We start from the raw sequence: 22,102 nt of genomic DNA, 5'->3' as shown, positions 1-22,102 counted from the left end.
GTGATCGGTCTGTGCTTCCAGGGCCGTGACCGACGCCGGTGCGGCGCCGCAGGCCCTCGTGGTGGCGCGGGATCAGCGCAGCAGGCCCTCGTAGTGGCGCTGCTGCATCTGGGCGTCGATCTGCTTGACCGTCTCGAGGCCGACTCCCACGATGATGAGCAGCGACGTGCCGCCGAACGGGAAGTTCTGGTTCGCGTTGATGAGGACCAGGGCGATGAGCGGGATGAGCGCGACGAACGCGAGGTAGAGCGATCCGGGGAAGTTGATCCGGCTGAGCACGAAGCTCAGGTAGTCGGCGGTGGGGCGGCCGGCGCGGATGCCGGGGATGAAGCCGCCGTACTTCTTCATGTTGTCCGCGACTTCCTCCGGGTTGAAGGTGATCGCGACGTAGAAGTAGGAGAAGAAGATGACGAGCACCGCGTAGGCGGCGATGTAGATCGGGTGGTCGCCGCGCGTGAAGTACGTGTTGATCCACTCGACCCAGCCCGTCTGCGGGTCGAAGAACTGAGCGATGAGGCTCGGCAGGTAGAGGACCGAGGAGGCGAAGATGACCGGGATGACGCCGGCCATGTTGACCTTGATCGGAATGTACGTCGACGTGCCGCCGAACATACGGCGCCCGACCATGCGCTTGGCGTACTGGACGGGGATGCGTCGCTGCGACTGCTCGACGAAGACGACGAGGGCGACGAGGACGAGTCCGACGGCGATGACGATGAGGAAGACGTCGATGCCCTGCTCGCTGAGGATCGCCCCGAGCGAGGAGGGGAACGCCGAGGCGACGGAGGTGAAGATGAGGATCGACATGCCGTTGCCGACGCCGTGCTCGGTGATCTGCTCGCCGAGCCACATGATCAGACCGGTGCCGGCCGTGAGCGTGAGGACGAGGATCGCCAGACCCCACCATTCGTTGTTGACGATGAGGTCGGTGCAGCCCTGGATGTTGCCGAAGAGCGCACCCGACTCCACGGTGGCGACCAGTGTCGTCGAGTTGAGGACCGCGAGACCGATCGTGAGGTAGCGCGTGTACTGGGTGAGCTTCGCCTGGCCGGAGGCGCCTTCCTTGTGGAGGGCCTCGAAGCGCGGGATGACGACGCGCAGCAGCTGGACGATGATGCTCGCCGTGATGTAGGGCATGATGCCGAGAGCGAAGATCGACAGTTGGAGCAGGGCGCCGCCGCTGAAGAGGTTGATCATCGCGAACCCGCCGGAGTTCAGCTGAGGGGAGGCCACGCACTCCTGGACCTTCGTGTAGTCGATGCCGGGCGAGGGGATGAACGAGCCCAGTCGGAAGATGACGATGATGCCCAGGGTGAAGAGGAGTTTGTTCCTCAGGTCAGGCGTGGTGAAGGCCCTCCGAATTGCGCCGATCAAGCGTCCTCCTCAGTGGGGGATGGAAGTCAGGGTCGCTGTCACGACCTGGCGAATGAGACAAATACCTGCAAAAGACTACCAGGGTCGAGGGTCCAGACCGAAACCGGACGGGCCCCTCTCCCCCGGTTTCTCGCCGTTTTCCCCGCCCCGCCGTGACCGGGGTCTCCGCGGGTGCCGGGTGCCGCCTCGGCGATGGTGTCCCCGCTCGCCCGCCGAGGCGGTGGCTGGGTGCGCAGGGACGACGAAGGGGACGGTCACCGAAGTGACCGTCCCCTCTCAGCCGTGGTCCGACTCAGCGCAGGGCGCCGAACGGATCAGGCCTCGGTGGCGTTGCCGCCCGCAGCCTTGATCTTCTCGAGCGCGGAGCCCGAGAACTTGTCTGCGGTGATGTTGATCGCCACAGTGATCTCGCCCGTGCCCAGAACCTTGACCGGCTGCTTCGGGCGCACAGCGCCCTTGGCGACCAGATCGGCGACGGTGACGTCGCCGCCTTCCGGGAACAGTGCCGACAGCTTGTCGAGGTTGACGACCTGGAAGGTCACCTTCGCGGGGTTCTTGAACCCACGCAGCTTCGGCAGACGCATGTGCATCGGCGTCTGGCCGCCCTCGAAGCCGTGCGGAACCTGGTAGCGGGCCTTCGTGCCCTTGGTTCCGCGTCCGGCGGTCTTGCCCTTCGAGCCCTCACCGCGACCCACACGGGTCTTCGCGGTCTTGGCGCCCGGGGCCGGACGGAGATCGTGGAGCTTGAGTGCGTCGTTGTTCGCCATATCAGTCCACCTCTTCCACAGTCACAAGGTGACGCACGACGTTGATCATTCCCCGGATCTCCGGACGATCCTCGTGCACCACCACATCGTTGATCCGCTTGAGGCCGAGCGAACGCAGCGAATCACGCTGGTTCTGCTTGCCGCCGATCTCGGACTTCTTCTGAGTAACCTTGAGCTTCGCCATCAGGACTTCGCCCCGCTTTCGGCGGCCGCACGCAGGAGAGCGTGCGGAGCGACCTCGTCGACGGGCAGGCCGCGGCGGGCCGCGACTTCCTCGGGACGCTCAAGGTTCTGCAGAGCCTTGATCGCAGCGTGGACGATGTTGATCGCGTTCGACGAACCCAGCGACTTGGACAGGATGTCCTGGACGCCGGCGGCATCGAGCACGGCGCGGACCGGACCACCGGCGATGACGCCGGTACCCGGAGCGGCCGGGCGGAGCAGGACGACGCCTGCCGCTTCCTCACCCTGGACGGGGTGAGGGATCGTCTTCTGGATGCGGGGGACGCGGAAGAAGTTCTTCTTCGCCTCCTCGACACCCTTCGCGATCGCGGCGGGCACTTCCTTCGCCTTGCCGTAGCCCATGCCGACCATGCCGTCTCCGTCACCGACGACGACGAGGGCGGTGAAGGAGAACCGACGTCCACCCTTGACGACCTTCGACACGCGGTTGATCGTGACGACGTGCTCGATGAACTGGCTCTTCTCCTCGCGGTCTCCGCGACCGCCGCGTCCACGGCCTTCGCCACGTCCGCGACCCTGGCCGCGTCCGCCGCGGTTGTCACCGCCGCGGCTGTCGCCGCCGCGGTTCTCCGCAGTCTCCTGCGATTCCTTGTTCTCTTCAGTGCTCATAGGGCCAATCCTCCTTCACGGGCACCTTCGGCGATGGCCTGCACTCGGCCGTGGTAGGCGTTGCCTCCACGGTCGAACACGACAGCCTCGACGCCGGCTTCCTTGGCGCGCTGAGCAACCAGCTCGCCGACCTTGCGGGCCTTGCCGGTCTTGTCTGCTTCGAGTGCGCGCAGCTCGGCTTCCATGGTGGACGCCGATGCCAGGGTCTTGCCGACGGTGTCGTCGATGACCTGGACGAAGACGTGGCGCGTGGAACGGGTCACTGAGAGACGCGGGCGCTCGGCCGTGCCGCTGACGTGCTTGCGCAGACGAGCGTGACGACGCTTGCGAGCAGCTGCCCTGCCCTTGCCGTAGCTTTCCTTCTTGCCAAAGGCCATCTCTACTTACCAGCCTTTCCGACCTTGCGACGGACGTTCTCGCCGGCGTAGCGCACACCCTTGCCCTTGTACGGCTCAGGCTTGCGCAGCTTCCGGATGTTCGCAGCGGTCTCGCCGACCAGCTGCTTGTCGATGCCGTGGACGGCCACCTTGTTCTGTCCTTCGACGGTGAACGAGATGCCCTCCGGCGGTTCGACGGTGATCGAATGGCTGTAGCCGAGAGCGAACTCGAGGTTCGATCCCTTCGCCTGCACACGGTAGCCGGTGCCGACGATCTCGAGGCCCTTCGAGTAGCCATCGGTGACACCGATGATCATGTTGTTGATCAGGGTGCGGGACAGTCCGTGGAGCGAACGCGATTCGCGCTCGTCGTCAGGACGGGCCACGGTCACGACGCCATCCTCGAGCGACACGGTGATCGGCTCGGCGATGGTCACGGACAGTTCGCCCTTGGGTCCCTTGACGGCGACATCCTGGCCGTCGATCTTCACCTCGACAGCAGAGGGAACGGAGATCGGGTTCTTGCCAATGCGTGACATGCTCTTCTCTCCTCTCCTTACCAGACGTAGGCGAGGACTTCCCCACCCACACCCTTCTTGGCGGCCTGTCGATCGGTCAGGAGACCTGAGGACGTCGACAGGATGGCGATGCCGAGTCCACCGAGGACCTTCGGCAGGTTGGTCGACTTCGCGTAGACGCGCAGCCCGGGCTTCGACACACGGCGGAGGCCGGCGATCGAACGCTCACGGTTGGGGCCGAACTTGAGATCGAGGCGAAGGGTCTTCCCGACGGTCGCGTCTTCGACGCTCCACCCGGTGATGTAGCCTTCCTCCTTGAGGATCTCGGCGATGTTCGACTTCAGCTTCGAGAACGGCATGCTGACGTCCTCGTGGTAAGCCGAGTTGGCGTTGCGCAGACGCGTGAGCATGTCTGCGACTGGATCAGTCATTGTCATTGTGGGCTCATGCCCTTCCTCGTTACGGTTTCCGCCCGCGACGTGCGCGCTTGGACCTGCAACGTAGAGATCATTTGGTCTTGAACGGGAACCCGAGGTGACGCAGCAGAGCACGTCCCTCATCGTCGGTCTTGGCGGTCGTGACGACGGTGATGTCCATACCGCGGACGCGATCGATGCGATCCTGGTCGATCTCGTGGAACATCGACTGCTCCGTGAGACCGAAGGTGTAGTTGCCGTTGCCGTCGAACTGACGGTCCGAGAGTCCGCGGAAGTCGCGGATGCGCGGAAGCGCCAGGGAGATGACACGGTCGACGAACTCCCACATGCGGGCGCCGCGCATGGTCACGTGCGCACCGATGGGCTGGCCCTCGCGCAGCTTGAACTGGGCGATCGACTTCTTCGCCCGGGTCACGACCGGCTTCTGGCCGGTGATGAGGGTGAGGTCGTTGATCGCACCTTCGATGAGCTTCGAGTCACGCGCAGCGTCACCCACACCCATGTTCACGACGACCTTGGTCAGGCCGGGAACCTGCATCGGGTTCGCGTAGTCGAATTCGTCCTGGAGCTTACCGACGATCTCATCGCGGTAGACCTGCTTGAGGCGCGGCGCCGGACGGTTCGTGCTTGTCTCCGTCATCAGATCTCCTCCCCGGTGCGACGCGAGTAGCGGACGCGGACGGTCTTGGTGCGACCGTCCCGCTCGACCTTCTCCTCGCGGTATCCGACGCGGGTCGGCTTGTTGTCCTTGGGATCAACGAGCGCCACGTTGGACACATGGATGGGGGCTTCGTGAGTCTCACGGCCACCGGCGGTGCCGCCGGCCTGAGTCTGGGTTGCCTTCTTGTGCTTGATCACGCGGTTGACGCCCTCGACGAGGACGCGGTTGCGCTCGGGGTAGACGGCAAGGACCTTGCCCTGCTTCCCACGATCGCCGCCGCGCGACTGACGGGCACCTGCGATCACCTGGACGAGGTCGCCTTTCTTGATCTTGAGCTTGTTCGCCATGCTCACAACACCTCCGGTGCCAGGGAGACGATCTTCATGAACTTCTTGTCACGCAATTCGCGTCCCACGGGTCCGAAGATGCGGGTGCCGCGCGGTTCCCCATCGTTCTTGAGGATGACTGCTGCATTCTCGTCGAACTTGATGTAGGAGCCGTCCGGACGACGGCGTTCCTTGGCGGTGCGGACGATGACGGCCTTGACGACGTCACCCTTCTTCACATTGCCGCCGGGGATTGCGTCTTTGACGGTGGCCACGATGGTGTCACCGATCGAGGCGTAGCGCCGACCGGAACCGCCGAGGATCCTGATGGCCAGGATCTCCTTGGCTCCGGTGTTGTCGGCGACTTTGAGTCGCGACTCTTGCTGAATCACTGTTTTCTCCTGTCGTCGCGCTGGTTCTCACGATGGTGCTGCGAGCCTTGCGGAACGGATTCATTGACATACTCACCCCGTTCCCGGTAGCCGCCCATGGTCTCGCGGACGAGACCATGGGCGGGACCAGGAGGGAGGGGCGACGCCGGCTTTACTTGGCTCGTTCGACGATCTCGACGAGCCGCCAGCGCTTTGCGGCCGAGACCGGCCGCGTTTCGGCCACGACGACGAGGTCGCCGATACCGGCGGTGTTCTCCTCGTCATGAGCCTTGATCTTGACCGACTTGCGCATGACCTTGCCGTAGAGGCGGTGCTTCATGCGCTCCTCGATCTCGACGACGATGGTCTTGTCCATCTTGTCGGACACGACGTAGCCACGCGCAGTCTTGCGGGAGTTGCGCTCGGGGGTCGTCGCCTCGGGCTTGGTGGTCTCCGCCATCACTTGTCCTCTTCCTTCGCATCAGCGGGGTTCGGACGGATGTCCAGCTCCCGCTCGTTGAGCACGGTGTAGATACGAGCGATGTCGCGACGCACAGCCTTGAGGCGGCCGTGGCTCTCCAGCTGGCCGGTGGCCGACTGGAAACGCAGATTGAACAGCTCGGCCTTGGCCTTCTTGAGCTCCTCTGCCAGACGCTCGTTGTCGAAACCGTCAAGCGCGTCCATGGACAGGTTCTTCGAACCGATTGCCATGCTCACTCACCACCTTCGCGGGCCACGATGCGGGCCTTGAGCGGAAGCTTGTGGATCGCCAGGCGCAGGGCCTCGCGAGCAACTTCCTCGGACACGCCGGCGAGTTCGAACATGACCCGTCCCGGCTTGACATTGGCGACCCACCACTCGGGAGAGCCCTTACCGGAACCCATGCGGGTCTCGGCGGGCTTCTTCGTCAGCGGTCGGTCAGGGTAGATGTTGATCCACACCTTGCCACCGCGCTTGATGTAGCGCGTCATGGCAATACGTGCGGCTTCGATCTGCCTGTTGGTGACGTAGGCCGGCTCGAGGGCCTGGATGCCGTAGTCACCGAAGGCCACCGTCGTGCCACCCTTGGCGGCGCCGCCCCGCTTGGGGTGGTGCTGCTTGCGGTACTTCACTCGACGAGGGATCAACATGTCTCAGCCCTCCGTTCCGGCCTCAGCCGCGGGGGCCTCGGCGCTGTTCTCAGTGGTACGGGCCGAGTCGTTCCGGCGGGCTCCGCCTTCCTGACCGCGGCCACGGCCGCCACGACCGCGTCCACGACCACGGGGGCCGCGGGCAGCAGGAGCCTTCGCCTGCTCGGCGGCAAGCTCCTTGTCGGTCATGTCGCCCTTGTAGATCCACACCTTGACGCCGATGCGTCCGAAGGTGGTGTGCGCCTCGTGGAATCCGTAGTCGATGTTCGCGCGCAGGGTGTGCAGGGGCACACGGCCTTCGCGGTAGAACTCCGACCGGCTCATCTCGGCGCCGCCGAGACGACCCGAGCACTGCACGCGGATGCCCTTGGCACCGGCGCGCTGCGCCGACTGGATCGCCTTGCGCATCGCACGGCGGAACGCCACACGGCTCGCGAGCTGCTCGGCAACACCCTGAGCGACGAGCTGAGCGTCGATCTCGGGGTTCTTCACCTCGAGGATGTTGAGCTGGATCTGCTTGCCGGTGAGCTTCTCGAGCTGACCGCGGATGCGGTCGGCTTCGGCGCCGCGACGTCCGATGACGATGCCCGGACGGGCGGTGTGGATGTCGACGCGGACACGGTCACGGGTGCGCTCGATGTTGACCTTCGAGATGCCGGCCCGCTCGAGGCCCTTGGTCATCATCTGACGGATCTTGACGTCTTCGAGCACGTAGTCGCTGTAGCGCTGCCCCGGCTTGGTCGAGTCAGCGAACCACTTCGACTTGTGGTCCGTGGTGATTCCGAGTCGGAATCCGTTCGGATTGATCTTCTGGCCCATTAGCGGTTCCCCTTCCGGCTCTTGCGCTGAGGCAGGTCATCGCCGCTGGCCAGGACCACGGTGACGTGGCTGGTGCGCTTCTCGATGCGGAACGCACGTCCCTGAGCACGCGGGCGGAACCGCTTCATGGTCGGTCCTTCGTCCACGAACGCCTCCGAGATGACCAGGTCGTTCTCGTCGAACGCAAGGCCCTCCTCGTCGGCCTTGACACGCGCATTGGCGATGCCCGAGGCGACGAGCTTGTAGATCGGATCGGATGCGGACTGTTCTGCAAACTTCAACACTGCAAGTGCTTCGGTCGCCTGCTGACCACGAATGAGGTCGATGACGCGCCGAGCCTTGCGAGGCGTGACGCGCAGGTAACGCGCCTTAGCCTTGGCTTCCATCGCTTCCTTCTCTCTTGTCTAAGATCGAGAGTCCCCCGCCTCAGCGGCGGCGACCCTTGCGATCGTCCTTTTCGTGGCCACGGAACGTCCGTGTGGGTGCGAACTCGCCGAGCTTGTGCCCGACCATCGCTTCAGTGATGAAGACCGGCACGTGCTTGCGTCCGTCGTGAACGGCGATGGTGTGTCCCAGGAAGTCCGGGATGATCATCGAGCGACGCGACCATGTCTTGATTACGTTCTTGGTGCCCTTTTCGTTCTGACGAGCGACCTTCTGGTACAGGTGCTCATCGACGAAAGGACCCTTCTTGAGGCTACGAGGCATAAGTCAGTACTCCAATCAGCGCTTCTTGCCGGTCCGGCGACGGCGCACGATGTACTTGTCGCTCTCTTTCTTCGGCCGGCGAGTGCGGCCTTCTGGCTGACCCCAAGGGCTGACCGGGTGACGACCACCGGAGGTCTTGCCCTCGCCACCGCCGTGCGGGTGGTCGACCGGGTTCATCACAACACCGCGGACGGTCGGGCGCTTGCCCTTCCAGCGCATGCGGCCTGCCTTGCCCCAGTTGATGTTCGACTGCTCGGCGTTGCCGACCTCGCCGACCGTGGCACGGCAGCGGGCGTCGACGTTGCGGATCTCGCCCGAAGGCATCCGCAGCTGAGCGAAACGGCCGTACTTCGCGACGAGCTGCACGGACGAACCGGCAGAGCGGGCGATCTTCGCGCCGCCACCGGGGCGGAGCTCGACGGCGTGGACGACGGTGCCGACCGGGATGTTGCGCAGGGCGAGGTTGTTGCCCGGCTTGATGTCGGCGCCCGGTCCCGCTTCCACCTGTGCGCCCTGCTTGAGGTTGTGCGGGGCGATGATGTAGCGCTTCTCACCGTCTGCGTAGTGCAGGAGGGCGATGCGCGCGGTGCGGTTCGGGTCGTATTCGATGTGTGCGACCTTGGCGGGCACGCCGTCCTTGTCATGGCGACGGAAGTCGATGACACGGTACTGGCGCTTGTGTCCGCCGCCCTGGTGGCGGGTGGTCACGCGTCCCTGGTTGTTGCGGCCGCCGCGCTTGGGCAGCGGGCGCAGAAGCGACTTCTCCGGCGTCGACCGGGTCACTTCGACGAAGTCGGCGACCGAAGAGCCACGGCGGCCCGGGGTCGTCGGCTTGTGCTTGCGGATTCCCATGAGTCTTGTCCTTCTCTGGCGAAGGATCGCTTAGAGCGATCCACCGAAGATGTCGATCGATCCGTCCTTGAGGGCGACGATGGCACGCTTGGTGTCCTTGCGCTTCCCCCAGCCGGTGCGGGTGCGACGGCGCTTGCCCTGACGGTTCAGGGTGTTCACCTTGGCGACCTGCACATCGAAGATCGATTCAATGGCGTTCTTGATCTCGGTCTTGTTCGAGCGCTGATCGACGATGAAGGTGTACTTGCCTTCGTCCATCAGGCTGTAGGTCTTTTCCGAGACGACCGGCGCGATGATGATGTCGCGCGGATCCTTGAAGTTGAGACTCATGATGCGTCCTCCGAATTGCGGTTTCCGCCCAGGAACGCGGCAAGAGCTGCCTCGGTGAACACGATGTCATCGGCGATCAGCACATCGTAGGTGTTGAGCTGATCGGAGGTGAGCACGTGGACGTGGGGCAGGTTGCGCACGCTGAGGTAGGTGACCTCGTCGTCGCGGTCGAGCACCACGAGGGTGTTCTTCCGGTCGGAGAGGCCGGCGAGCGCGAGCTTCGCCTGCTTGGTCGACGGGGCGTCGCCGGTGATGAGGTTCTTCACGACGAAGACCTGATCGAGGCGTGCGCGGTCGGAGAGGGCACCGCGCAGGGCGGCGGCCTTCATCTTCTTCGGCGTCCGCTGCGAGTAGTCGCGCGGCACCGGACCGTGCACGATTCCACCGCCGTTGTACTGGGGAGCGCGGATCGAACCCTGACGGGCGTTGCCGGTTCCCTTCTGACGGTAGGGCTTGCGACCGCCGCCGCGAACTTCGGAGCGGGTCTTGGTCTTGTGCGTGCCCTGACGGGCAGCAGCGAGCTGCGCGACGACGACCTGGTGGATGAGCGGCACGTTCGTCTGCACGCCGAAGACCTCGGCAGGCAGGTCGACCGAGCCGGTCTTCGCACCGGTGGCATCGACGACGTCGACTGTCTTGACATCAGACATATCGTTCAGGCCTCCTTCGCGGCCGAGCGAACGAGAACGACGGCGCCCTTGGGGCCGGGAACGGCGCCCTTGATGAGCAGGAAGTTGTTCTCGGGGTCCACGGCGTGGATCGTGAGGTTCTGGGTGGTGTGCTTGACGGCACCCATGCGGCCGGCCATGCGCATGCCCTTGAACACGCGACCCGGCGTAGCCGCTCCACCGATCGAACCGGGCTTGCGGTGGTTGCGGTGAGCACCGTGCGAGGCGCCGACACCGGCGAAGCCGTGGCGCTTCATGACACCGGCGGTGCCCTTGCCCTTGGTCTTCGCGGTGACGTCGACCTTGACTCCGGCCTCGAACGTGTCGACACCGAGCTCCTGGCCGAGCGAGTACTCGCCGGCGTCAGCGGTGCGCAGCTCGACGAGGTGGCGACGCGGGGTCACGCCGGCCTTCTCGAAGTGACCTGCGGTCGGCTTGTTGACCTTGCGCGGGTCGATCTCGCCGAATGCGATCTGCACGGCGGGGTAACCATCGGTCTCCTCGTCGCGGATCTGGGTGACAACGTTGTTTCCGGTGGCCACAACGGTCACCGGCACGAGCTTGTTCTGCTCATCCCACACCTGGGTCATGCCCAGCTTGGTACCCAGAAGGCCCTTGACCTTGCGGGTGGTCGGGAGAGCTGAGGAACGAGTGTTCGCCATTTTTCCCTCCCTTAGAGCTTGATCTCGATGTTGACGTCGTCAGCGAGGTCGAGACGCATGAGCGAATCAACTGCCTTCGGCGTCGGATCGACGATGTCGATCAGACGCTTGTGCGTGCGCATCTCGAAGTGCTCACGGCTGTCCTTGTACTTGTGCGGCGAACGGATGACGCAGTACACGTTCTTCTCCGTCGGCAACGGCACGGGGCCCACAACAGTCGCACCAGCGCGAGTGACGGTGTCCACGATCTTGCGTGCAGCACTGTCGATCACAGCGTGGTCGTACGACTTGAGCCGGATGCGGATCTTCTGTCCCGCCATGGCGTCGTCTCTTTCTTCAGTTCCTTCCGGCCATCAACCATCACCCGAGAATGCTCGGGCGTGGTCTGTGCCGGCTGACTATGACCGGCCCCCGCGGTCGGGCGTGTCGGCTGTTCCTTGCGGAGAAATCCTTCGATTTCCTCGCGCGGTCCGACGGCGCTTCTACTCATTGGCTGCTCGGTCCGAACCCGCAGTGAAGCAGATTCATCGATCCGATAGTGTTCCGGGCTGTTCGCGGCCGAAGGCCGCAGTGCAGGGGTCAACACCCGAAACGCAACCTGACCATCTTGTCACAGTCCCGGTGTCCCGCGCAATTCCGGGCTTCTCGCTTGTGAGAGAAGTCTCAGCGAACCACTCCGGCTCCCCGCCGCCGACCCCTCACGAGTGAGAAGGGTCTCAGCCCCGAACTTCTTCCGTCCCGAAGAGCGCAGCTCGCGCCCGACTGACTCACCAGTCCGCGAAGTCTCCGTCGGGATTTTTCGGCCCGAAGTCGCGTCTGTGGTCGCAGAACCGTGGACTCGCAAGCTCACCGACCCGTTAGTGGTCGAAGAACCGTGGACTCGCAAGCTCACCGTCCCGTGAGTGGTCGATAAACCGAGGTAAATACGCCGAAATCGCCGATTCGCCTCGGTTTATCGACCACACACGGGTTGGTTCGGCGCTGCCCCCGCTCGAGGCGATCGTCTTCCACCCGTCATGTCCGCCCCGCCGAGGTGGTCGTCCTCCACCGCACGAGCCGCCCCGCCGAGGCGGCCTCGACCTCTAACCGCAGCGATGACGACGCTTCTCAGGGCGGCAACAGCGCGTTAGTGGTCGAAGAACCGTGGACCCGCAAGCTCACCGTCCCGTTAGTGGTCGAAGAACCGAGGAGAATACGCCGAAATCGCCGATTCGCCTCGGTTTATCGACCACACACGGGTTGGTTCGGCGCTGCACCTGCTCGAAGCGGTCGTCCTCCACCCGTACAAGCCGCCCCGCCGAGGCGGTCTGCCCTCACGCAACCGGAGTCGTTCTCATGCTTCGACGGCGGTGGTGAACTGAGTGGGGCTATGCCTCGGTGGCGGACTGAGTCTGACCGTTCTGCTGGACCTCGCCGTCGGCCCGGACCCCGCCGTTGCGCTGCGCCTGCCCGTTCCCGTTCTGCTGGGCCTTGGCACGGTCGAGCGCGCGCTTCCGGGCGGCCTCCGATTCGGCTGCCAGACGCTTCGCGTTCTCCGGGTCGCGGGTGAGGTTCTCCCCCGTCTCGGGGTCGAAGACCATGACCTTGGCCGGGTCGAACCAGAGGTCGACGGTGTCACCCTCCTGGACATTCGTCGCCGGATCGAGGACGGCGACGACCTGAGTGCGCGCGCCTTCGCCGTCGAGGTCCCGGTCGAGCTCTTCGAGGGCCTCGCGCACGGCGGGCGCCGCCTCGAAGGGCAGGTAGGCGTAGACCTCGTTGCCCAGCCATTCGGTGACGTCGACCTCGGCGCTGAGCAGGGCGCCACGTCCGCGGCGCTCCTCGTCGATCGTCGCCGCATCGTGGAAGTCCTCGGGTCGGATGCCGGCGACGAGGTACTGGGGTGCGTCGCGCAGCTTCTCCCGCTCGCCCTCGGGCAGGGTGAAGACGCCGAAGGGCGAGCGCAGCTCACCGTCGACGTTCTCCACCGGCAGGAAGTTCATCGGCGGGGAGCCGATGAAGCCGGCGACGAAGAGGTTGACCGGCTCGTCGTAGAGCTCCTGCGGACTGGCGTACTGCTGGAGGACGCCCTTCTTGAGCACGGCGACCTTGTCCCCGAGCGTCATCGCCTCGGTCTGGTCGTGGGTGACGTAGACGGTCGTCACCGCGAGGTTGCGCTGCATCCGCGCGATCTCCGTGCGCATCTGGATCCGCAGCTTCGCATCGAGGTTCGACAGCGGCTCGTCGAAGAGGAAGGCCTTCGCATCGCGGACGATCGCCCGCCCCATCGCCACGCGCTGACGCTGACCGCCGGAGAGGTTCGCAGGCTTGCGGTCGAGGTGGTCGCCGAGTTCGAGGAGCTTCGCCGCCCGCGACACCCGCTCGTCGATCTCCTGCCTGCTGTACTGGCCCTTGGCGAGGATGAGCGGGAACGCGATGTTCTCGGCCACGGTGAGGTGCGGATAGAGGGCGTAGTTCTGGAACACCATCGCCAGGTCCCGCTCCCGGGGTGCGGAGTCGTTGACCCGTTCGGAGTCGATGCGGAGGTCCCCCTCGGTGATGTCCTCGAGGCCGACGATCATCCGCAGAAGCGTCGACTTGCCCGAACCGGAGGGGCCGACGAGGATGACGAACTCGCCCTCGGCGATGTCGAGGCTGACGTCGTTGATCGCCGGGAATCCGTCGCCGTAGCGCTTGACGATGTTGCGCAGTTCGATCACTGACATGGTCGTGTGCTCCGTATCTGTGCGGTCACGATCCGCGGGTCCGCAGAGTGCTGCTCTGCGCTCCCGCGACCGGTGGCTGTGGCTTCTGGGCTGATCATCCCTTCACCGCTCCCGAGGTCAGGCCGGAGACGATCTGGCGCTGGAAGAGGAGAACGATGATGATGATCGGAATGGTGACGATGATGGCGGCCGCGGAGATCGCCCCCGCCGGCTCTTCGAACTGGCTGGCTCCGGTGAAGAACGAGAGTGCCGCCGGCACCGGGCGCGCCGCCGAGGTGGAGGTCAGGGAGATGCCGTAGACGAAGTCGTTCCAGGCGATGAAGAAGGCGATGATCGCGGTGGTGAACACGCCGGGCGCGGCCAAGGGCACGATGACCTTGCGGAACGCCTGGAAGCTCGTCGCCCCGTCGACCTGTGCCGCCTGCTCGAGCTCCCACGGGATCTGCCGGAAGAACGCCGCAAGCGTCCAGATCGAGATCGGAAGGGTGAGCGAGAGGTAGGGGATGATCAGGCCCGCCCACGTGTCGTAGAGCCCGATCGCCGACCAGATCCGGAACAGCGGGGTGACCAGCGAGATGACGGGGAAGATCGAGACCGCGAGCGCCATGGTGAGGATGAACTTCTTGCCGGGGAAGTCGAGCCGGGCAACCGCGTAGGCCGTCAGGGTGGCGAGCACCACAGCGATGACGGTGGCGATGAGGCAGATGCCGATCGAATTCACGAGCGCCGGGAGGAAGAGGTCCTTGGCCGCACCCGTGAAGATGAGCTCGTAGTTCGACCAGTCGATCGCCGTGGGCCAGAACCGCTTGTTCGCGATGTCCCCGGGCGACTTGAGCGACAGGGAGACGATCCACAGCACCGGGAACAGTGCGTAGACGGCGACGATGAGGCTGATGACGATCCACCAGACTGTGTGCTTGCGACCCGACATCGTCACTCTCCCCTCGCCTGGGCCAAGTCGACCTTGAAGACCTTGATGAAGATGAAGCAGATGAGGGCGACGCTGAGGAAGAGGAGGACCGAGAGCGCCGAACCCATTCCCAGCTGGAGCTGACCGATCGACTGGTTGTACGTGAGGAAGGAGACCGTCGCCGTGTTCTGGGCGCCGGCGGTCATGACGAAGACCGAGTCGAAGACGCGGAAGGCGTCGAGGGTGCGGAAGAGGAGGGCGACCATGATCGCGGCCTTCATGTTCGGGATGATCACCTTCGACATCCGCTGCCACCACGAGGCGCCGTCGACGGTCGCCGCCTCGAGCATGTCGCCGGGGATCTGCGCGAGGCCAGAGAGCAGGAGGAGCGAGATGAACGGCGTCGTCTTCCAGATCTCGGCCGCACAGATGACGAGGAACGCCGACCAGAAGTCGCCGAACCAGTCGAACTCGGGCATCGAGAGCCACGTCCCGACGAAGCCTGTGCCGAGGTCGAAGGCGTACTTCCACGAGAAGGCGGCGACGACGGTGATGATGCCGTAGGGAATGAGGATCGCGGTGCGCACCCACGGGCGCACTGCTTTGAGTGCATTGAGCATGACGAGGGCGAGTGCGAACCCGAGGACGAGTTCGACGGCGACCGTGACCACGGTGAGCAGCAGAGTCACCCCGACCGTCTGCCACCACAGCGGATCGGTGAGGATGACGATGTAGTTCTGCCCCCAGTTGACGAAGCGGTTGTCAGGGTCCGTCATCCGGTAGTTGAAGAACGAGAAGTAGACGGCCTGGAGGATGGGATAACCGGTGACGGCGAGGAGGATGATGACCGCGGGGGCCGAGAGCATCCAGCCCAGCCGCGTCTCCCCTCGCTGCCGGTTCGACACACGTGCCTTCACAGCAGCCTCTCCCCTCGGAGGATCTCGAGGATGAACTCCTGAGATCGTGCCGGCGTCGACTCGGGGTCAACGCTGCCCGGCGGATGCCAGGACTTCTGGATGCCGCCTGTCACCTCGTTGTAGTACGGGGTGAGCGGGCGGGCTGCCGAGATCTTCAACGACTCGGCGACGGTGTCGGCGACGGGGAACTCCTTCTGGACCTCAGGGTCGTCGAAGGCGGCGAGGTTCGAGGGAGCATTGCCGTCGGTGAGGAAGTACTCCGCCTGCTTCTCCGGCTGCCTGATGCACGCGACGGCCTCGTAGGCGAGGTCGGGGTTCTCGGAGAACGCGCCGACGCCGAGGTTGATCCCACCCAACGGCGGTCGCGCCTCCTGGGATTCGTCGACCCGGGGGTAGATCGTCCAGCCGATGTCGTCGAGCACCGCCTGGTCGAGGCTTCCCTCGTCGACGGCGGCCTTCGTCGCCGGGTAGATGAAGGGCCAGTTGACCATGAACCCGCCGTCGTCGGACTGGAACTCGAGCATCGAGGCATTCTCGTCGAGGTTGGACAGCTGAGGTCCGCCGACACCGGTGGAGCCGATCTTGGACATGATCTCCGCGGCGCTCCTGCCCGCCTCGGAGTCGATGCCGAGCTTGACTTCGTCGGCGCCGTCGGAGTCGGGGTTCGTCACGATCGATCCGCCGGCGGATTCGATCATCGCATTGATCCACACGGTCAGGGACTCGGCCCGAATGCCCTGGACGCCGACGCGCTTGTCCTGCTCCGCGGCGGCGTCGATGATCTGGTCCCAGGTGACCGGCTGGGACATGTCGAGGCCCGCCGCCTCGGCGACGGACTTCCGATACCACAGCAGCTGCGTGTTCGCCCAGAACGGGGTCGCGACGAGTTCGTCCTGGCGAGTCGAGGACTCGACGGAGGACGGGATGACGCCTTCGGTGAACTCGTTCACGTACTTCTCGGGAACCGGGGTGAGGTAGTCGGCGTTGGCCATCTCGGCGACGTAGACCGGGTCGAGGCTCATGATGTCGATCGAGGAGTCCTGCGAGGCGAGGCGGCGGATGAGCTGCTCTCGCTGGCTGGGTGCGTCGTTGGGCAGCAGGCTCGTCGAGATCCGGTACTTCCCGTCCGCCTCCGCGGTGCACTGTTCGGCGATCTTCGCCTGACCCCCGTTGTCGGGGTTGATGTACCACGTCAGCGTCGGTGTCGATGTTCCGCTCGCACAGCCGGTGATCCCGACGAGTCCGAGCAGGGCGAACGCGGCCAGGCCCGTTCGCCAGGGCCGGAGCTTCCTTGCCGTATGCCTCATTGCCTACCTGCCAGTCTGCGACGTTGCCGGTGGCACTGCCACCTGGATCACACATTACCTCAAGTCGGCACTCATGCCAGTGGCACCCACACTGCGCTCTCGCCCGACAGCGTCCCCTCGTCCCATGCGGCAGGTCCGCTTGCGGCCAGGGTCGGCCGCCCGACCGCCTCGGGCAGGGCGATCGGCACCTCCGAGAGGTTCGCGGCCACGAGCACCGCGGCGGTCTCCGTCGTCACGGTGAAGGCGAGGAGTCCCCGCCGCGGATCGTGGAGGGGGTGCCACGCGAACGCTCCCCGACCCATCCCGAGCTCCCGGCGGGTCCGGAGCAGTCCCCGGTAGAGGTGGAGCTGGGACTCGGGGTCGTCGTTCTGGATGTCATGGGCGAGGACGGAGTGGCCCTTGGGCTGGGGAAGCCACGTCTCCTCCCCCGCCGGCGTGCCGAAACCCAGATGCGGCGCCGAGGCGGACCACGGGTACGGGGTGCGGGCCCCGTCACGGCCGAGTTCGGCTCCGCGGCTGCGCGCATAGACCGGGTCGCGCCGCGCCGAGGCGGGCAGCTGCGTGTGCTCGGGCAGCCCGAGTTCGTCACCCTGGTAGATGTAGGCCGATCCCGGCAGTCCCAGTTCGATGAGCGCCATCGCCGAGGCGCGACGACGTCCCAGCGTGAGATCCGGCTGCGGGTCGTCGGGTCCGATGCCCCGCTGGTGGGGCGGAGGTTCGGCGACCCCGAAGCGGCTGGGGTGGCGGACGGTGTCGTGGTTCGAGAGCACCCAGGTCGGTGCCGCGCCGACCTCAGCGGCCGCGGCGAAGGTGCCCTCGATCGCACGGGCGAGACCGGGAGCATCCCAGCCGGCCATGAGGAACGTGAAGTTGAAGGCCTGATCCATCTCATCGGCGCGGACGTAGCGGAAGAGACGCTCGAGGGGTTCGACCCACGCCTCGGCGACGAGGATCCTCTCCCCCGGGTACGCGTCGAGGATCCTCCTCCACTCACGGTAGATCTCGTGCACCCCGTCCTGGTCGAAGAACGGCGAGGCGGCCGTCGGTGAGGACGAGGGCACCGGCTCGCCCGAGGCTTCGAGCGCGGGGACATGGTCGGGCAGCCCCTCGGCCTTGACGAGTCCGTGGGCGACGTCGACGCGGAAGCCGTCGACGCCGCGGTCGAGCCAGAAGCGCAGGATATCGGCGAACTCCTCGTGCACGGCCGGGTTCGACCAGTCGAGGTCGGGTTGGGTGGGGTCGAAGATGTGGAGGTACCAGTCGTCGCTGCCGGGCAGGCGGGTCCAGGCGGGACCGCCGAAGACCGAGGTCCAGTTGTTCGGCGGGGCGTCCCCACCCTCTCGGCCGGGGCGGATGACGTAGAGATCGCGGGCGGGGTCCCCCGCCTCGGCGGTCAGGGCCGCTTGGAACCACGGATGCGTCGACGAGGTGTGGTTGGGCACGAGGTCGACGATGACGCGGATGCCTGCGTCGTGGGCGCGGGCGACGAGCTCGTCGAAGTCGTCGAGGCTGCCGAAGAGCGGGTCGACGTCGACGTAGTCGGCGACGTCGTAGCCGGCGTCGTTCTGCGGTGAGGGGTAGAAGGGCGAGAGCCAGATCGCGTCGACCCCGAGGTCGACGATGTGCGAGAGGCGATCGAGGGTGCCCCGCAGATCCCCTACTCCGTCGCCGTCTCCGTCGGCGAACGACCGGGGGTAGATCTGGTAGATGACGGCGTCGTCGGACCACCTCGGCGAGGGCGGGACCGAAGGCTGGGGCCTGCCGCGCTCCTGCGGCCTCGCTGCATCTGTCGTCATGGGTCTCCTCACGGGATCGAAGTCCGACGTCTCCAGCATAGACGCGACAGGGGCCGCAATCCCTGTACGGGATTGCGGCCCCTGAACTGCTTCAGACCGGGGTCCGAAGGCTGAGTTCACTCAGACGAGTCAGATCACTCGATGATCTTGGTGACTCGACCGGCGCCGACGGTGCGTCCACCTTCGCGGATGGCGAAGCGGAGGCCCTCCTCCATGGCGATCGGCTGGATGAGCTCGACCGACATGTCGGTGTTGTCGCCGGGCATGACCATCTCGGTGCCCTCGGGCAGCGTGATGACGCCGGTGACGTCCGTGGTCCGGAAGTAGAACTGCGGACGGTAGTTCGAGTAGAACGGGTTGTGACGGCCGCCCTCGTCCTTGCTCAGGATGTAGACCTGGGCCTCGAACTTGGTGTGCGGGGTGATCGAACCCGGCTTGACGATGACCTGACCGCGCTCGACGTCTTCGCGCTTGGTGCCGCGGAGAAGCAGACCGACGTTCTCACCTGCACGGGCGTCCGGCAGGGTCTTGCGGAACATCTCGATGGCCGTGACCGTGGTCTTCGAGGACTTCGGCTTGATGCCGACGATCTCGATCTCCTCGTTGGGGAGGAGGACGCCGCGCTCGACACGACCGGTGACGACGGTTCCACGACCGGTGATCGTGAAGACGTCCTCGACGGGCATGAGGAACGGCTTGTCGACGTCGCGCTCCGGCTCGGGAACGAAGTCGTCGACCTGGTCCATGAGCTCTTCGACGGTCTTGACCCACTTCTCGTCGCCCTCGAGGGCCTTGAGAGCGGAGACCTGGACGACGGGAGCGTTGTCCCCGTCGAACTCCTGGCTGGAGAGGAGGTCGCGGACCTCGAACTCGACGAGCTCGAGGAGCTCTTCGTCTTCGACCATGTCGGACTTGTTGAGAGCCACGACGATGTAGGGCACACCCACCTGACGCGCGAGCAGGACGTGCTCACGGGTCTGCGGCATCGGACCGTCGGTGGCGGCGACGACGAGGATCGCGCCGTCCATCTGAGCAGCACCGGTGATCATGTTCTTGATGTAGTCGGCGTGACCCGGGGCATCGACGTGAGCGTAGTGACGCTTCTCGGTCTGGTACTCAACGTGCGAGACGTTGATGGTGATGCCGCGCTCCTTCTCCTCAGGTGCGTTGTCCACCTGGTCGAAGGCACGTGCCTCGTTGAGATCGGGGTACTTGTCCGCCAGGACCTTGGTGATCGCAGCGGTCAAGGTGGTCTTTCCGTGGTCAACGTGGCCGATGGTGCCGATGTTGACGTGCGGCTTAGTCCTATCGAAACTAGCCTTTGCCACTGGGTTCCTCCTCGTGGTTGGCAAAAGATATGCGGTTCATATCTTAGACCTTTGTTGGTTATCTTTCATTCCGGTGATGTTGTTCTACATCACCTTGGCGATGAGCCTTAGGAGATCACTCTCCGCCGCGCACCTTCTGGATGATCTCGTCGGCAACAGCCTTCGGGACCTCCGCGTAGCTGGAGAACTGCATCGAGTACACCGCACGGCCCTGGGTCTTCGACCGCAGGTCGCCGATGTAGCCGAACATCTCCGAGAGCGGGACCATCGCGCGGACGACCTTCACGCCGGAAGCGTCGTCCATCGACTGGATCTGGCCACGCCGAGAGTTGAGGTCGCCGATGACGTCACCCATGTATTCCTCAGGGGTGCGCACCTCGACTTCCATGACCGGCTCGAGCAGAACCGGGTTCGCCTTCCGGACGGCCTCCTTGAGGACCATCGAACCGGCGATCTTGAACGCCATCTCCGAGGAGTCGACGTCGTGGTAGGCACCATCGACCAGGGTGGCCTTGATGCCGACCAGCGGGTAGCCGGCGAGGACACCGAGCTGCATGGCGTCCTGGATGCCAGCGTCGACGCTCGGAATGTACTCGCGCGGCACGCGGCCGCCCGTGATGGCATTCTCGAACTCGTAGATCGTGTCGCCGTCGACCTCGAGAGGCTCGAAGGTGACCTGGACCTTCGCGAACTGTCCCGATCCACCCGTCTGCTTCTTGTGGGTGTAGTCGTACTTCTCCACGGCCCGACGGATCGTCTCGCGGTACGCGACCTGCGGCTTGCCGACGTTCGCCTCGACCTTGAACTCGCGACGCATGCGGTCGACGAGGATGTCGAGGTGGAGTTCGCCCATGCCGCGGATGACGGTCTGACCGGTCTCCGCGTCGAGCTCGACCTGGTAGGTCGGGTCTTCCTTGACGAACTTCTGGATGGCAGCCGAGAGCTTCTCCTGGTCGCCCTTCGTCTTGGGCTCGATGGCCACGGAGATGACGGGCTCGGGGAAGGTCATCGACTCGAGCGCGATCGGGTGTGCCGGGTCGCACAGGGTGTCACCGGTGGTGGTGTCCTTGAGGCCGATGAACGCGTAGATGTGACCCGCGATCGCCTCTTCGACCGGGTTCTCCTTGTTGGAGTGCATCTGGAAGAGCTTTCCGACGCGCTCCTTCTTCCCGCTCGTGGCGTTGAGGACCTGCTCACCCGACTTCACCTGTCCCGAGTACACGCGGACGTAGGTCAGCGCACCGAAGAACGGGTGCGTGGCGACCTTGAACGCGAGCGCCGAGAACGGCTCCTTGACGTCGGGCTTGCGGACGATCTCCTCTTCCTCGTTGCTCGGGTTGTGTCCGATCATCGGAGGCACGTCGAGCGGCGAGGGGAGGTAGTCGAGGACCGCGTTGAGCATGGGCTGGACGCCCTTGTTCTTGTACGCGGAACCGCACATGACCGGGAAGGCCTCGGAGTTGATGACGAGAGAGCGGATGCCGGCCTTGATCTCCTCGATGGAGACCTCTTCGCCCTCGAGGTACTTCTCCATGAGCTCCTCAGAGCTCTCGGCGACGTCCTCGACGAGCTGGGCGCGGTATTCCTCGGCCTTGTCCTTGAGATCCGCGGGGATCTCGATCTCGGTCATGTCCTGACCCTTCTTGGACTCGTCAGGCCAGATGTAGGCCTTCATCTCAAGGAGGTCGACGATGCCCTCGAACTCGGACTCGGCGCCGATCGGCAGCTGGATGACGAGCGGCTTCGCACCGAGGCGGTCCTTGATGGTCTGCACGGTGAAGTAGAAGTCCGCACCGAGCTTGTCCATCTTATTGACGAAGCACACGCGCGGAACGTTGTACTTGTCGGCCTGACGCCACACGGTCTCGGACTGCGGCTCAACGCCTTCCTTGCCGTCGAACACGGCGACGGCGCCGTCGAGGACGCGGAGCGAGCGCTCCACCTCGACGGTGAAGTCGACGTGCCCGGGGGTGTCGATGATGTTGATCTGGTAGTCGTGCCAATAGCAGGTCGTCGCGGCCGACGTGATCGTGATGCCGCGCTCCTGCTCCTGCTCCATCCAGTCCATCGTCGAGGCACCGTCGTGGGTCTCGCCGATCTTGTAGTTCACACCGGTGTAGAACAGGATGCGTTCGGTCGTGGTGGTCTTACCGGCATCGATGTGGGCCATGATGCCGATGTTGCGGACCTTGTTCAGGTCGGTGAGCACGTCAAGTGCCACGGTGTCTCTCTCTCAATCGATGACTTGATCGACTCCCCCGGCCCCCGGTCGGTCCGGAGCGGACCG

General features: G+C 65.0%; 28 protein-coding genes. All 28 read right to left on the bottom strand.

What is annotated here, in order from left to right; genetic code table 11:
- Positions 1–72 precede the first annotated feature (72 nt).
- Positions 73–1,374: a preprotein translocase subunit SecY gene (secY, locus tag ACQ1RG_RS09540; protein WP_009379221.1), complete on the bottom strand. Its 1,302-nt coding sequence runs from the start codon at positions 1,372–1,374 to the stop codon at positions 73–75.
- Between the two features lie 314 nt (positions 1,375–1,688).
- Positions 1,689–2,141 (bottom strand): 50S ribosomal protein L15, encoded by a 453-nt coding sequence (gene rplO / locus ACQ1RG_RS09535; protein ID WP_009379220.1) that lies wholly within the window; start codon positions 2,139–2,141, stop codon positions 1,689–1,691.
- 1 nt (position 2,142) lies between these two features.
- The gene (gene rpmD, locus ACQ1RG_RS09530; RefSeq protein WP_009379218.1) at positions 2,143–2,325 is read right to left on the bottom strand and encodes a 50S ribosomal protein L30; all 183 of its coding nucleotides are present in this window, start codon (positions 2,323–2,325) and stop codon (positions 2,143–2,145) included.
- Positions 2,325–2,993, bottom strand: coding sequence for a 30S ribosomal protein S5 (gene rpsE / locus ACQ1RG_RS09525; protein ID WP_063249168.1), 669 nt, complete (start codon positions 2,991–2,993; stop codon positions 2,325–2,327). Before rpsE ends, rpmD begins: the two co-directional genes overlap by 1 nt.
- Positions 2,990–3,370: a 50S ribosomal protein L18 gene (rplR, locus tag ACQ1RG_RS09520; RefSeq protein WP_009379213.1), complete on the bottom strand. Its 381-nt coding sequence runs from the start codon at positions 3,368–3,370 to the stop codon at positions 2,990–2,992. The genes rpsE and rplR overlap by 4 nt, the downstream gene beginning before the upstream one ends.
- 2 nt (positions 3,371–3,372) lie before the next feature.
- Positions 3,373–3,909 carry a 50S ribosomal protein L6 gene (gene rplF / locus ACQ1RG_RS09515; protein WP_430600073.1) on the bottom strand — a complete coding sequence of 179 codons (537 nt, stop codon included), beginning with the start codon at positions 3,907–3,909 and terminating at the stop codon, positions 3,373–3,375.
- Positions 3,910–3,926: 17 nt separating this feature from the next.
- Positions 3,927–4,325: a 30S ribosomal protein S8 gene (rpsH, locus tag ACQ1RG_RS09510; RefSeq protein WP_009379210.1), complete on the bottom strand. Its 399-nt coding sequence runs from the start codon at positions 4,323–4,325 to the stop codon at positions 3,927–3,929.
- Between the two features lie 70 nt (positions 4,326–4,395).
- Entirely contained in the window at positions 4,396–4,965 is a 570-nt protein-coding gene (rplE, locus tag ACQ1RG_RS09505; protein WP_009379209.1) for a 50S ribosomal protein L5, read from the bottom strand.
- A complete protein-coding gene (rplX, locus tag ACQ1RG_RS09500; RefSeq protein ID WP_009379207.1) occupies positions 4,965–5,333 on the bottom strand; it encodes a 50S ribosomal protein L24 in 369 nt (122 codons plus the stop codon). Before rplX ends, rplE begins: the two co-directional genes overlap by 1 nt.
- A 2-nt stretch (positions 5,334–5,335) precedes the next feature.
- Positions 5,336–5,704, bottom strand: coding sequence for a 50S ribosomal protein L14 (rplN, locus tag ACQ1RG_RS09495; RefSeq protein ID WP_009379205.1), 369 nt, complete (start codon positions 5,702–5,704; stop codon positions 5,336–5,338).
- A gap of 151 nt (positions 5,705–5,855) precedes the next feature.
- On the bottom strand, positions 5,856–6,143 hold the full coding sequence (gene rpsQ, locus ACQ1RG_RS09490) for a 30S ribosomal protein S17 (RefSeq protein WP_063249169.1): 288 nt from the start codon (positions 6,141–6,143) through the stop codon (positions 5,856–5,858).
- A complete protein-coding gene (gene rpmC / locus ACQ1RG_RS09485) occupies positions 6,143–6,394 on the bottom strand; it encodes a 50S ribosomal protein L29 (RefSeq protein WP_009379201.1) in 252 nt (83 codons plus the stop codon). Before rpmC ends, rpsQ begins: the two co-directional genes overlap by 1 nt.
- A 2-nt stretch (positions 6,395–6,396) precedes the next feature.
- Positions 6,397–6,813: a 50S ribosomal protein L16 gene (rplP, locus tag ACQ1RG_RS09480; RefSeq protein ID WP_009379199.1), complete on the bottom strand. Its 417-nt coding sequence runs from the start codon at positions 6,811–6,813 to the stop codon at positions 6,397–6,399.
- A gap of 3 nt (positions 6,814–6,816) precedes the next feature.
- The gene (rpsC, locus tag ACQ1RG_RS09475; protein WP_009379198.1) at positions 6,817–7,632 is read right to left on the bottom strand and encodes a 30S ribosomal protein S3; all 816 of its coding nucleotides are present in this window, start codon (positions 7,630–7,632) and stop codon (positions 6,817–6,819) included.
- A complete protein-coding gene (rplV, locus tag ACQ1RG_RS09470) occupies positions 7,632–8,018 on the bottom strand; it encodes a 50S ribosomal protein L22 (protein WP_009379197.1) in 387 nt (128 codons plus the stop codon). The genes rpsC and rplV overlap by 1 nt, the downstream gene beginning before the upstream one ends.
- A gap of 40 nt (positions 8,019–8,058) precedes the next feature.
- Complete coding sequence (rpsS, locus tag ACQ1RG_RS09465) at positions 8,059–8,340, bottom strand: 30S ribosomal protein S19 (RefSeq protein ID WP_009379196.1); 282 nt, start codon at positions 8,338–8,340, stop codon at positions 8,059–8,061.
- 15 nt (positions 8,341–8,355) lie between these two features.
- A complete protein-coding gene (gene rplB, locus ACQ1RG_RS09460) occupies positions 8,356–9,192 on the bottom strand; it encodes a 50S ribosomal protein L2 (protein ID WP_009379195.1) in 837 nt (278 codons plus the stop codon).
- Between the two features lie 30 nt (positions 9,193–9,222).
- The gene (gene rplW, locus ACQ1RG_RS09455; RefSeq protein ID WP_009379194.1) at positions 9,223–9,522 is read right to left on the bottom strand and encodes a 50S ribosomal protein L23; all 300 of its coding nucleotides are present in this window, start codon (positions 9,520–9,522) and stop codon (positions 9,223–9,225) included.
- Positions 9,519–10,172 (bottom strand): 50S ribosomal protein L4, encoded by a 654-nt coding sequence (gene rplD / locus ACQ1RG_RS09450; RefSeq protein WP_009379193.1) that lies wholly within the window; start codon positions 10,170–10,172, stop codon positions 9,519–9,521. The genes rplW and rplD overlap by 4 nt, the downstream gene beginning before the upstream one ends.
- Positions 10,173–10,177: 5 nt before the next feature.
- Entirely contained in the window at positions 10,178–10,852 is a 675-nt protein-coding gene (rplC, locus tag ACQ1RG_RS09445; RefSeq protein ID WP_009379192.1) for a 50S ribosomal protein L3, read from the bottom strand.
- Between the two features lie 11 nt (positions 10,853–10,863).
- Positions 10,864–11,172, bottom strand: coding sequence for a 30S ribosomal protein S10 (gene rpsJ, locus ACQ1RG_RS09440; protein WP_009379191.1), 309 nt, complete (start codon positions 11,170–11,172; stop codon positions 10,864–10,866).
- Between the two features lie 1,047 nt (positions 11,173–12,219).
- On the bottom strand, positions 12,220–13,557 hold the full coding sequence (locus tag ACQ1RG_RS09435; RefSeq protein ID WP_009379190.1) for an ABC transporter ATP-binding protein: 1,338 nt from the start codon (positions 13,555–13,557) through the stop codon (positions 12,220–12,222).
- Positions 13,558–13,651: 94 nt separating this feature from the next.
- Positions 13,652–14,488, bottom strand: a complete 837-nt coding sequence (locus tag ACQ1RG_RS09430) for a carbohydrate ABC transporter permease (protein WP_009379189.1) — start codon at positions 14,486–14,488, stop codon at positions 13,652–13,654.
- A gap of 2 nt (positions 14,489–14,490) precedes the next feature.
- Positions 14,491–15,384: a carbohydrate ABC transporter permease gene (locus ACQ1RG_RS09425; RefSeq protein ID WP_375544636.1), complete on the bottom strand. Its 894-nt coding sequence runs from the start codon at positions 15,382–15,384 to the stop codon at positions 14,491–14,493.
- The gene (locus ACQ1RG_RS09420; RefSeq protein ID WP_009379185.1) at positions 15,381–16,691 is read right to left on the bottom strand and encodes an extracellular solute-binding protein; all 1,311 of its coding nucleotides are present in this window, start codon (positions 16,689–16,691) and stop codon (positions 15,381–15,383) included. The genes ACQ1RG_RS09425 and ACQ1RG_RS09420 overlap by 4 nt, the downstream gene beginning before the upstream one ends.
- Before the next feature lie 71 nt (positions 16,692–16,762).
- On the bottom strand, positions 16,763–18,487 hold the full coding sequence (locus ACQ1RG_RS09415; RefSeq protein WP_009379183.1) for a glycoside hydrolase family 13 protein: 1,725 nt from the start codon (positions 18,485–18,487) through the stop codon (positions 16,763–16,765).
- Between the two features lie 134 nt (positions 18,488–18,621).
- Entirely contained in the window at positions 18,622–19,815 is a 1,194-nt protein-coding gene (gene tuf / locus ACQ1RG_RS09410; RefSeq protein WP_009379181.1) for an elongation factor Tu, read from the bottom strand.
- Positions 19,816–19,930: 115 nt separating this feature from the next.
- The gene (gene fusA / locus ACQ1RG_RS09405) at positions 19,931–22,036 is read right to left on the bottom strand and encodes an elongation factor G (RefSeq protein ID WP_009379179.1); all 2,106 of its coding nucleotides are present in this window, start codon (positions 22,034–22,036) and stop codon (positions 19,931–19,933) included.
- Between the last annotated feature and the right edge of the window lie 66 nt (positions 22,037–22,102).

Origin of the sequence: Brevibacterium sp. K72 (assembly GCF_050562175.1) — a bacterium.
Lineage (GTDB): Bacteria > Actinomycetota > Actinomycetes > Actinomycetales > Brevibacteriaceae > Brevibacterium > Brevibacterium casei.
The sequence above is the reverse complement of the archived record's forward strand: the minus strand, read 5'-3'. Positions and strand labels throughout refer to the sequence as shown.

Excerpts from the sequence above, each read along its gene's own strand:
- rplO (WP_009379220.1), bottom strand. The coding sequence starts at position 2,141 with ATGGCGAACAACGACGCACTCAAGCTCCACGATCTCCGTCCGGCCCCG.
- rpmD (WP_009379218.1), bottom strand. The coding sequence starts at position 2,325 with ATGGCGAAGCTCAAGGTTACTCAGAAGAAGTCCGAGATCGGCGGCAAG.
- rpsE (WP_063249168.1), bottom strand. The coding sequence starts at position 2,993 with ATGAGCACTGAAGAGAACAAGGAATCGCAGGAGACTGCGGAGAACCGC.
- rplR (WP_009379213.1), bottom strand. The coding sequence starts at position 3,370 with ATGGCCTTTGGCAAGAAGGAAAGCTACGGCAAGGGCAGGGCAGCTGCT.
- rplF (WP_430600073.1), bottom strand. The coding sequence starts at position 3,909 with ATGTCACGCATTGGCAAGAACCCGATCTCCGTTCCCTCTGCTGTCGAG.
- rpsH (WP_009379210.1), bottom strand. The coding sequence starts at position 4,325 with ATGACAATGACTGATCCAGTCGCAGACATGCTCACGCGTCTGCGCAAC.
- rplE (WP_009379209.1), bottom strand. The coding sequence starts at position 4,965 with ATGACGGAGACAAGCACGAACCGTCCGGCGCCGCGCCTCAAGCAGGTC.
- rplX (WP_009379207.1), bottom strand. The coding sequence starts at position 5,333 with ATGGCGAACAAGCTCAAGATCAAGAAAGGCGACCTCGTCCAGGTGATC.
- rpsQ (WP_063249169.1), bottom strand. The coding sequence starts at position 6,143 with ATGGCGGAGACCACCAAGCCCGAGGCGACGACCCCCGAGCGCAACTCC.
- rpmC (WP_009379201.1), bottom strand. The coding sequence starts at position 6,394 with ATGGCAATCGGTTCGAAGAACCTGTCCATGGACGCGCTTGACGGTTTC.
- rplP (WP_009379199.1), bottom strand. The coding sequence starts at position 6,813 with ATGTTGATCCCTCGTCGAGTGAAGTACCGCAAGCAGCACCACCCCAAG.
- rpsC (WP_009379198.1), bottom strand. The coding sequence starts at position 7,632 with ATGGGCCAGAAGATCAATCCGAACGGATTCCGACTCGGAATCACCACG.
- rplV (WP_009379197.1), bottom strand. The coding sequence starts at position 8,018 with ATGGAAGCCAAGGCTAAGGCGCGTTACCTGCGCGTCACGCCTCGCAAG.
- rpsS (WP_009379196.1), bottom strand. The coding sequence starts at position 8,340 with ATGCCTCGTAGCCTCAAGAAGGGTCCTTTCGTCGATGAGCACCTGTAC.
- rplB (WP_009379195.1), bottom strand. The coding sequence starts at position 9,192 with ATGGGAATCCGCAAGCACAAGCCGACGACCCCGGGCCGCCGTGGCTCT.
- rplW (WP_009379194.1), bottom strand. The coding sequence starts at position 9,522 with ATGAGTCTCAACTTCAAGGATCCGCGCGACATCATCATCGCGCCGGTC.
- rplD (WP_009379193.1), bottom strand. The coding sequence starts at position 10,172 with ATGTCTGATGTCAAGACAGTCGACGTCGTCGATGCCACCGGTGCGAAG.
- rplC (WP_009379192.1), bottom strand. The coding sequence starts at position 10,852 with ATGGCGAACACTCGTTCCTCAGCTCTCCCGACCACCCGCAAGGTCAAG.
- rpsJ (WP_009379191.1), bottom strand. The coding sequence starts at position 11,172 with ATGGCGGGACAGAAGATCCGCATCCGGCTCAAGTCGTACGACCACGCT.
- ACQ1RG_RS09435 (WP_009379190.1), bottom strand. The coding sequence starts at position 13,557 with ATGTCAGTGATCGAACTGCGCAACATCGTCAAGCGCTACGGCGACGGA.
- ACQ1RG_RS09430 (WP_009379189.1), bottom strand. The coding sequence starts at position 14,488 with ATGTCGGGTCGCAAGCACACAGTCTGGTGGATCGTCATCAGCCTCATC.
- ACQ1RG_RS09420 (WP_009379185.1), bottom strand. The coding sequence starts at position 16,691 with ATGAGGCATACGGCAAGGAAGCTCCGGCCCTGGCGAACGGGCCTGGCC.
- ACQ1RG_RS09415 (WP_009379183.1), bottom strand. The coding sequence starts at position 18,487 with ATGACGACAGATGCAGCGAGGCCGCAGGAGCGCGGCAGGCCCCAGCCT.